We start from the raw sequence: 9,695 nt of genomic DNA on the forward strand, positions 1-9,695 counted from the left end.
CAACCAGTCAATAAACGACAAAAAAGATCAATTCGTAAATGAATTGATCTTTCAAACCACTGAGATTCAAGAAAGCCTTCACGTTATGGTTAAATTACCCCTCTCGCGTGATAGCATGGTACCCTTTCTGATTGGTTAAATTAGTTGATGACAGCAGTTCATCCACTAATTTAGGCGCTAGTAGATGTTCCGTTTTGAGGATTTCACGAATGGAACGGTTTTCCTTCACCGCACGTTTAACCAATTTAGTGGTCGTTTCATAGCCTAAATAAGGTGACAATGCCGTAGCAACCACAGCAGAGTGTTCAACGTTTGTTCTGCAGCGATCTTCATTGACCGTGATGCCGGTGACACAGTTGGTAACCAGCGTCTGGATAGCGTTCGCAAGGTAGGTCTCGCTCGCCAAAATATCACGAAACATAATTGGTTCAAAGGCGTTTAGTTCCAACTGCCCCGCTTCAGCAGCCAGCGTGACCGTAGTATCGTTACCAATCACCTGAAAAGCAACTTGGTTAACCACTTCTGGAATGACCGGATTGACCTTGGCAGGCATGATCGATGACCCAGCCTGTTTAGCCGGCAATTTGAGTTCAGCCAATCCGGCTTGCGGGCCACTGGACAGTAACCGCAGATCGTTACAGAATTTTGAAAGGTCAACTGCCAACGCTTTTAAAGCACTGGAAAAGGTGACGTACGCATCGCAGTTTTGAGTGGCATCAATTAAGTTAGTGGCTTGCGTCAAAGATAACTGGGAAAGTTTATTAACCGTAGGCACAATAGTGGCCTGGTACGTGTCAGTGGTATTGAGGCCGGTCCCAATGGCTGTTGCCCCCAGGTTCACTTCGGTCAATACAGCCTTGGCAGTCGTTAATCGCTTCGTGTCCCGACTAAACATCGACCAGTAGGCTCTAAATGTGTTGCCATAAGTAGTTGGTACAGCATCTTGAAGTTGCGTACGGCCAACTTTAACCGTTTCGGCATACTGATCAGCCTTGTCACGCAATGCTGTTTTTAAAGAATCGATAGCAGTTAGTAAAGCCGGTAGCTTTTTGAGCATAGCCATTTTACCCGCCGTCGGAAAAGTATCATTCGTCGATTGGGACTGGTTCACGTCGTCATTTGGATGCACCTTCAGCCCAGGAGTCATTCGTTCAGCCAAGTGCGCGATGACTTCGTTAACGTTCATGTTAGCCGATGTGCCCGCGCTGCCTTGAATTGCAGGTGCAATGAAAGCCTCGGAATAACGCCCTAGCAAGAGCTGATTGCAGGCATTAACAATGGCCTGAGATTTGTTAGCAGCTAAGGTACCGGCTTTGAAGTTGACCTCGGCAGCTGCTTTTTTGATCTGAATCAGACTTTCAATAAGTAACGGATGCAGCTTCTCATTTGAAATTGGGAAATTCTCCTCTGCCCGCTTACTGTGAATACCATACAAGGCATCATCATCAATCGCTAATGTCCCAATACAATCATGCTCAATTCTCATATTCATCCGCTCCTATCGCTCTTTTAAATTCATGTAAGGTTTAATAACATTACATTCGTTATCATAGACCAATATTTTAAAATTTCAACTGAAAAGCCATATTTATTTAGGTGATGTTATATATACCAATTATGGATTTTCGATAAAAGTCACTGATATCAAGCTTCTAGTTCTAGTGAGTTGAATTAAATTGATTTGCTTTTATGTTATAAAACATAACATAAATTTGTAACAATATCATAATTTACCTGCCGTCTACGCTATTTGCTAAGTTTAAGCCAAAAAAAGCGGTCCCTATTAACTTAATAGAGACCGCTTCCAATTTAATATTTATATGCCATTTTAATTTAACTATTATCGACTATGAGTGATCTGGAACGGCGTTAGTCTTAGCGTTTACTTTTGTACTCGCATCAGCATCAACGTCGTCTGCATCCAACTTAGTTTCCAGTTTTTCAACGATCTTAGCATGTTTCGTTTCGGATAATTGAACTTTGGTATAGAAGATCAATGCTGAAATAACCAGCAATACCATTGGAATATAGAACATAAACGTGTTGAAGTGGAAAACACCAGAAGCAGAAATATCACTTGGCTTGGCATTTCCAGTCATCCCTGCTGCCACGGCAACAATACCAACGACACCATTTGAAATGGCACCAGACAGCTTATCAATCAACGGACGAATGGATAACGTAACGGATTCATTACGGTGACCACTCTTTAATTGACCATATTCAACACTATCAGTAATTGCCATTAATGTGGCTAAGAAGATCAATGGGTAAGGGAAGAATAATAGACCGATTGCAACCAGTGCCATTGGTAGGCTGGTTCCGGCGAACAGGAAGAGAATGTAGCCAAGCAGCATCACACCAATACCACCACAGAAGATGGCCTTACGGTGAATGAGTGCTTCAAGCTTTGGGAACGAAGCAACTGAGATAACACCTAGGATACAAGTGATAACACCAACCCAGCTATAAGCACCAGCATTGCCTAAACGGTAACGGAAGTAGTACATCAAAAGCGAGTTGTTAACCACGTAGCTAAAGGCAAATAAGAAGTAGGCTAATGCGATCCAAAGTAATTGATCATTTTGCGCAATAACTTTAAAGACTTCGATGATGCCAGTATGTTTCGTATTGCTCCGAATCTTGTTGTGCTGTTCATTAGTGTTCAGGCAGGTCAACGTAGCACCACCGACACACAGAACGGCAACAACAATGGCGTAGCCTAACCAACCAGCAGCGGTCTGCTGACCATTCTTAGCACCAGAAAATAATTTAGAGAATAAGATAATGGCTGGAGTAATAATAATAATAACACCTTGAGCACCAAGGGTTGAACCAAACCGGGCAAACGTAGCAAACTTCGTCCGTTCTTTAGCTTTCATACTGAGTGCTGGCAGCATTGACCAAAACGAAATGTCAGCGAATGAATAACTACCATCCAACATAACAAACGTAATGCCGAAAAGAATGAGATATAACATCGGGTTACTGGTTGTCAAACCAAAGTAATCAGAGAAAATTAACATCAAACCAATTGAAGCAACGATCGAACCACCGATGAGCCAAGGCTTGAACTTGCCCCAACGGGTGTTGGTGTTATCAACAATACCACCAATGATTGGATCAAAGGCAATTTCACCAACTCGAATCACAACGATCAAGGTCGTCACGAAACCAACCATTTTGGCATCGCTAGCATTGGTGAACAATTGACTAGTGACGAACATCATGAAATATATACTTAGTGTATTGTAAAACGCATCATGGCCAAAAGCACCAAGGGCGTAGGAAATATACTTTTTCAATGTGAACCCTCCTAAGTGTACTGGTAATAGCAAATTAGATAATGTCGCAACCTATTAAACAAGTCATTTTGTAAAACTAGATTACTTATTGCTTTACATTATAGTTGTAACCGGTTTCAAATCGCAAGTTAAATTTATTTTTCACTTAAGAAAATTTCTTTATTTTTAAGCATGAAAACGCTTTATATCAAGGTCTATACCGATAAAAATTTATTTACTAAATTTTTAAAAACACCTCTTATTGTGATTATTTGAGCTTTCAATTTCACTAAAAAAGCGTAACTTCCTTCATTAGAAGTTACACCTAATATGCTTAGATATTATCTAAAACACTTTTAATAATTGGTAAAGTGGCGCCAAATGAAACCGCCCGTGATTGAACCGTTCCCCGTTCAACATAGGGCTGATCTTCTGGAAAGGCGGTAATCTCTTTAATGCGGTCATTGATAAATTCAATGGCACTATCATCGAGATACCTGACTAATTCACCAGCAATGACCAGCCGATTATCAACGAACATATGCAGGTTATTGATAACTTCTGCCAAATTGGTCAAATAATTGCGCCAACGCTGGACAGTCTCTTTATCATCTTTAGCCAGTCGGTCCATGAAACTTTGAATAGTTTCGTTTGCCTTCAACAAAGCACTCAGAGAACTGTAGGTTTCCAAGCAGCCACGTCTGCCGCAATAGCACTTATGGCCATTTTGCGTATTGAGCGTAATATGTTCCATCGTACCGCTGCGGCCCTTTTCACCCGTGTAGATCCGGTCGTTGATCACGATTGCAGTGCCTAAGTGCTCACCAATAGATAAGTAAGTGGCATCCTCATGGTTATGCGATAAGGTCTGTTCTGCCAGTGCCACACAGTCTGCATCGTGGAATAGTTTAACGGGTAAGCCAAATGCCCGTTCAAATTGACCATTGGTTAAGCCCGTGCAATTCAAGATCTTACCATAGAGTACCGTTTTTCCGTCAGATGAAATTAAACCCTGGATGCCAATGCCGACACCTTGAATTTTTTCCAACGGGATCTTTTGTGCCTGAATAAAATCTCGAATCCAATCACCTAATTGCTGGAAATAACCCAGTTCAATGGTGAATGGTAAATTAATGGTGGCCGATGCGAGATCTTCATACATTACATTAACGAGTGTCGCTGTCACATGATTCGCAAATAATTCCAGGCCAATTGCGTAAGCCCTTTCATTGTTTGGCGAATAAACCACGGCACGTCGTCCAACAGTTGAAGAAAACTTACCGTCAGTCACAATTTGTTCGTCTTGCATCAACTGATGCAGCGTTTGTGTCACCGTTGGTAAACTTAGATCCATCTGCTTAGCAATTTCTTGTTTAGAAATTTTTCCAGACTCATAAATTAACTGATACATTGCCCGATAATGTCCGGACGGTCTGGTATTATCACGTTTCATTCGTTCATCCCCCCGTCATGTCATAGTTAAAACCTACCATTACAATGACTAAAATGCAATTCTAGAAAACGTTTTCAAAAAAAGTGTTGACTTTTAATTTGATAGGGGTTACATTTACTTATGAATTAAATAAAGCGCTTTTACAAAATGAATTTATTTAATAGATTTTGTTTTTAAATCCGCGAAATTTTAATTACACTATATATTCCTGAGGAGGAACAGATATGGGTATTTTAGATCGTATGGCCCTTACCGGTAAGAAAGCTTACGTTACCGGTGGTGCACAAGGATTAGGAAAAGCAATGGCAACTGCCTTAGCTGAAGCCGGTGCCGATGTCGCAATCGTTGATATCAACGAAGACGAAGCCAAAGCAACTGCTGCAGAAATCGCCAAGAACACTGGTCGTAAGGCTATCGCCGTTAAGACCGATGTTACTGACCCTGACCAAGTTAAAAAGATGGTTGAAACAGTTGTTTCTGAATTAGGTGGCCTTGATGCTGCATTTAACAACGCCGGTATGTGCTTAAACATTCCAGCCGAAGAAATGTCATATGAAGACTGGTTGAAGGTTGTTAACTTGAACTTGAACTCAGTATTCTTATGCTCACAAGCTGCTGGCCGTTACATGATCAAGCAAGGCAAGGGTTCAATCGTGAACACCGCTTCAATGTCTGCTCACATCGTTAACCGTCCACAACCACAATGTTCATACAACGCTACTAAGAACGGTGTTATTCAATTATCGAAGTCACTCGCTATTGAATGGGCTAAAAAAGGCGTTCGTGTTAACACCATCAGCCCAGGTTACATGGGCACTGACTTGACTTTGAGCTCAGAATCATTGAAGCCATTGATCAAGACTTGGAACGACTGGGCACCACTTGGCCGCTTAGGTCGTCCTGATGAATTACAAGGTATGGCTGTTTACTTAGCCGGTGATACCAGCAGCTTCTCAACTGGTGACGATTACCTGGTTGACGGTGCCTTCACAGCTTGGTAATAAGAACAATGTATTTAACAAGGCGCTTACAGACCAAATTATAAGGTGCTCGCGTCGGCAGCATCCCAGCGATGGGGTGTTTCTGCCGGAAGTACCTTATATGCGAGCCTTAGCCTTGCAGAACATGACCGGATAAATGGCAGTGAGAGCGATAACTCAGCGGTGACCCTCACGTGCCCAACACATTTAAGCCAGCATGTTCCCTACTCTATCAAAATATGATCGATTGAAAGGAAGAATTTCCTATGCAATACCTAATTGGTACAGATATTGGGACTTCAGGTACTAAGAGTATCTTAATGGATACTACCGGTAAGCTGATTGCTCAAGATCTTGAAGAATATGATGTTTTAACTCCAAAGCCTCTCTGGGCTGAACAATGGCCTGACGTTTGGGTTAAAGGTGTTAAGGATTCAATCCGTGCCGTCGTTAAAAAGTCTGGGGTTGCTCCAGAAGACATTAAAGGCATGGGTATTAGTGGCCTTTACGGTGGTTCAGGTGTTCCAGTTGACAAAGACATGAAGCCTGTACGTCCAGACTTGATCTGGATGGATCGTCGTGCACAAGAAGAAACTGAATGGGTCAAAGCTAACATTTCTACTGAAAAGTTGACTGAGATCACCGGTGATGATGTGGTTGACCCATACTACGGCTACACTAAGATCTTATGGATCAAGAACCACGAACCAGAAAACTGGCGTAAGATCCACATGTTCTTGCCACCGAGCAACTACGCTATCTACCAATTAACTGGTGCTGTTTCTATCGATCATACTGCTGCTGGTAACTTAGGTGGTTTATACGATATCAACACGCATACTTGGTCAAAGGAATTGCTGAACGCAATGGATATTCCTGAGAGCATGATGCCAGAACCAATCGTTGACTCAACGACTATCGTTGGTAAAATCACTGACGAAGCTGCTGCTGACTTAGGCGTTAAAGCCGGTACCCCAGTTGTTTCTGGTGGTGTCGACGTTGGTGCCGCTAACGTTGGGATGGGTGTCTTTGAACCCGGTCGCTACGTTGCTGCCATTGGTTCATCAATGAACGCTGCTCTTGTAAGCAAGACTCCTATCAAGGGTAAAGGTCTGATCGTATGGCCATATCCTTACAAGTCTAAAGACTTAGTTTACAACTTCTCTGGTTCAGCTACTGCCGGTGCCATTACAAAGTGGTTCCGCGATACGATGGGCGAAAAAGAAGTTGCTGCCCAAAATGCTGGTGGCGATAACGCTTATGTTGCTTTAGGCAAAGAAGCTCATGACATCCCTGTTGGTAGTGAAGGCTTAGTTGTCTTACCATACTTCATGGGTGAACGGGCACCAGTCTGGAACTCAGACGCTAAAGGAACTATCTTTGGTCTGTCATTAGTCCACACCAAGGGTCACTTGTTCCACGCCTTCCAAGAAGCTGTCTGCTACGCTCTGCGTCACAGTATGGAAGCTACTGGCCGCGACCTTGGCGATTACATCGTTATTGCCGGTGGTGTTACCAACTCACCTGACTGGGTTCAAATGTTTGCCGATGTTACCGGCTACGCTGTTCGGACACCAATCGACAATGCCGAAGCTAACTTAGGTGACGTTATGCTGGCAGGTCTTGGCACTGGTATCTTGAACGTTGAAGATGTTCAAAAGTGGCAAGTTCTTGGCGACAAGATCGAACCAGATCCAAAGAAACACGAAGCTTACAACAAGTTCTACAAGCTTTACCGTCAACTCTACGGCGATCTTGAAGGCGACATGCACACACTCACCCAGATCACTAAAGAATCAGAACAATTGCTTGCCAAAGACACACAAAACGTTTAATCGAATTTCATAACTATAACTAACTTAACTATTAAAAATGGGTCGGAAAACTGCGAGTTTCCGGCCCATTTTTTGGTGTTTATTAATAAAACAGTTTAACATCATTCATCGCTACTCTTAGTTGCGTCCTCACCCGGATCAGGCACCGCTTGCGTAATCACATCAACAATCTGGAACTGCTGCTCTAAACGCTTTTCTATGCGTTCAGTCAGTTCGTACAAGTGCATCACATCCATATCAGCATCGACCATGATCAGCATTTCAACCACTAGCACATCGCCAATGTAACGACTACGAAATTCCCTCACTTGGTGAACCTCACCGAAATTCAAGACTGCCTTTTTGATACGATCCTCCAAATCCGGGTCAACATAATCGGCTAAGTTCAGTGTACTTTCTTGGAAGATCACTAGGCCTGACCAGAGAACGAACAAGCCAATAATGATACTGACCGTACTATCCAACCAAGGAATATCAAACAGGAAAACGGCCAGCACAGTCACCAAGGTTCCAAAACTAGTTGCCACATCCCCCATGCTATCTTTTGAAGCGGCCATTAAAACGGAACTCTTTAACCGTTTTCCGTTGTGCCAGTTCCACCACCAGACAACTGCCATCAGCACAGTCGCAATACCAGCCCCATAGGCCGAATAAATATTGGGATGATGACTGATTCCTGCGGTAAACAAGGCATATAAACTTTGGTAAATAATTTGGCCAGAGATGAAGATAATAATGAAGCTCGTAATCAGCGTAAAAATGGTTTCCATCCGAAAACGGGATAGCTGCATCCGGTCATCATTGCGCCCATTGAGCAATGGGATCCGCTTACCAACCAAAAAGTGATCATCGGAATCGGTGGCTGTGTGAAGGCCAACGATGAGAAAGAACGTTGACATGACCCCAGAGAGGTTATTCATCGCATCGGCGCGCAGAGCTTGAGAATGGCCAATCGATGCTAACCAATATTCAATGGCCGTGATTGCCAGATAGATACCAATATTGACCCAAAGTGATTTTAAAGCGTGTTGCAATCTCTTGATCTCAGCTGCTTCGATCTCTGACAAATGAGTATGTTCGCGTTTCAGATACTGCGCCAAATTATTCACATTGCTCACCTTCCCTGATAATTCACCCAGATTATAGCGCCAAATTAGGTAAACTAGTGTTGGAAAGTCTCCATTAGAAATTCAAAAGAGGGGCACAAATGTTCCACATGAAACATTTGTGCTCTATTCAATATTTTAAGTAAATAAAAACGTTAACAGCCAACAATGGTTGTTAACGTCTTTATTATTCCGTCTTCAATTGGCGAATGGGTTTAGCCGGTACCCCTGCCACTAACGTATTATCAGGAATATCCTTAGTGACAACGGCCCCTGCTGCAATCACAACATTATTGCCAATAGTCACACCAGGTAAAATAGTCACTGATCCACCTAGCCAGACATCATTACCAATTGTGACTGGACTGGCTTTAGCAAGGTACTGTCGACGACCAGTAGCTGTCATTGGATGGTTGACCGTATAAATACCGCAATTTGGACCAACCATGACGTTATTGCCAATGGTTACCGGTGCCATATCCAAGATAGTTAGATTATAATTGCTTAAAAAATCGTGACCAACGTGGATATTTTCACCATAGTCGCAGTTAAAGCTAGCCTGAACGGAAAGTTTATCACCGTAGCTGCCAAGAATCTCTTACATTTTAGCCGTTTGTTTAACTGGCTCAGTTGCCGGAATGGCATTGAACTCCTGACACAACTTTGCGGTACGTGCTTTACGAGCAGCAACTTCCGCATCAGAAAAGCAGTACCACTCTCCCGCATTAAGTTTATCTATTTCAGATGTCATCTCACCGCTCCCTTCAGAAACACTTTAGCACTTAAAGTAGTGTTTAAGTCAAGTGAGATACTTAGGTCGATCAGTAAAAAAACAGTTACTGAATCCACTTAAGTATTCAGCAGCTGGAACTTTTATAAGTGGCGTCAGTTGAGAAAACTCGGTATTTTAATGCCGATATGAATCAACGTCTTGGACGTCCACCGTTGTATCGGTCTAATTGTGAGTCAACGTATTGAACTATTGTTTCTTTTGAAGCATTACCAAGGGTACTCATAAAGAAGCTAGGAGACCATAA

The 9,695-nt window shown here is 42.7% G+C and carries 6 protein-coding genes and 2 pseudogenes; 2 read left to right on the forward strand and 6 right to left on the reverse strand.

Translation table 11 applies throughout. The features are described from left to right. Positions 1–94 precede the first annotated feature (94 nt). The 3 genes from FFM73_RS07955 to FFM73_RS07965 form a co-directional block, all read right to left on the reverse strand. On the reverse strand, positions 95–1,486 hold the full coding sequence (locus tag FFM73_RS07955; protein WP_137631243.1) for an aspartate ammonia-lyase: 1,392 nt from the start codon (positions 1,484–1,486) through the stop codon (positions 95–97). A gap of 361 nt (positions 1,487–1,847) precedes the next feature. Beyond that, on the reverse strand, positions 1,848–3,305 hold the full coding sequence (locus FFM73_RS07960; RefSeq protein ID WP_137631244.1) for a glycoside-pentoside-hexuronide (GPH):cation symporter: 1,458 nt from the start codon (positions 3,303–3,305) through the stop codon (positions 1,848–1,850). 313 nt (positions 3,306–3,618) lie between these two features. Then, positions 3,619–4,737 (reverse strand): ROK family transcriptional regulator, encoded by a 1,119-nt coding sequence (locus FFM73_RS07965; RefSeq protein WP_137631245.1) that lies wholly within the window; start codon positions 4,735–4,737, stop codon positions 3,619–3,621. 224 nt (positions 4,738–4,961) lie between these two features. On the opposite strand from FFM73_RS07965, the gene FFM73_RS07970 reads away from it, so the two are divergent. Both FFM73_RS07970 and FFM73_RS07975 read left to right on the forward strand, forming a co-directional pair. Then, positions 4,962–5,738, forward strand: a complete 777-nt coding sequence (locus tag FFM73_RS07970) for an SDR family oxidoreductase (RefSeq protein ID WP_089136859.1) — start codon at positions 4,962–4,964, stop codon at positions 5,736–5,738. Between the two features lie 245 nt (positions 5,739–5,983). Next, the gene (locus FFM73_RS07975; protein WP_137631246.1) at positions 5,984–7,552 is read left to right on the forward strand and encodes an FGGY-family carbohydrate kinase; all 1,569 of its coding nucleotides are present in this window, start codon (positions 5,984–5,986) and stop codon (positions 7,550–7,552) included. A gap of 101 nt (positions 7,553–7,653) precedes the next feature. Here the strand turns inward: FFM73_RS07975 and FFM73_RS07980 are convergent, their stop codons facing one another. The 3 genes and pseudogenes from FFM73_RS07980 to FFM73_RS13280 all read right to left on the reverse strand — a co-directional run. Continuing rightward, the gene (locus FFM73_RS07980) at positions 7,654–8,661 is read right to left on the reverse strand and encodes a cation diffusion facilitator family transporter (protein ID WP_171001245.1); all 1,008 of its coding nucleotides are present in this window, start codon (positions 8,659–8,661) and stop codon (positions 7,654–7,656) included. A gap of 184 nt (positions 8,662–8,845) precedes the next feature. After that, positions 8,846–9,409, reverse strand: a pseudogene (locus FFM73_RS07985) (sugar O-acetyltransferase). A 172-nt stretch (positions 9,410–9,581) separates the two neighbouring features. After that, a pseudogene (locus tag FFM73_RS13280) lies at positions 9,582–9,695 on the reverse strand (IS200/IS605 family transposase); the annotation flags it as partial.

The organism is Secundilactobacillus hailunensis, assembly GCF_005405185.1.
In the GTDB taxonomy this organism is placed as follows: Bacteria; Bacillota; Bacilli; order Lactobacillales; family Lactobacillaceae; genus Secundilactobacillus; species Secundilactobacillus hailunensis.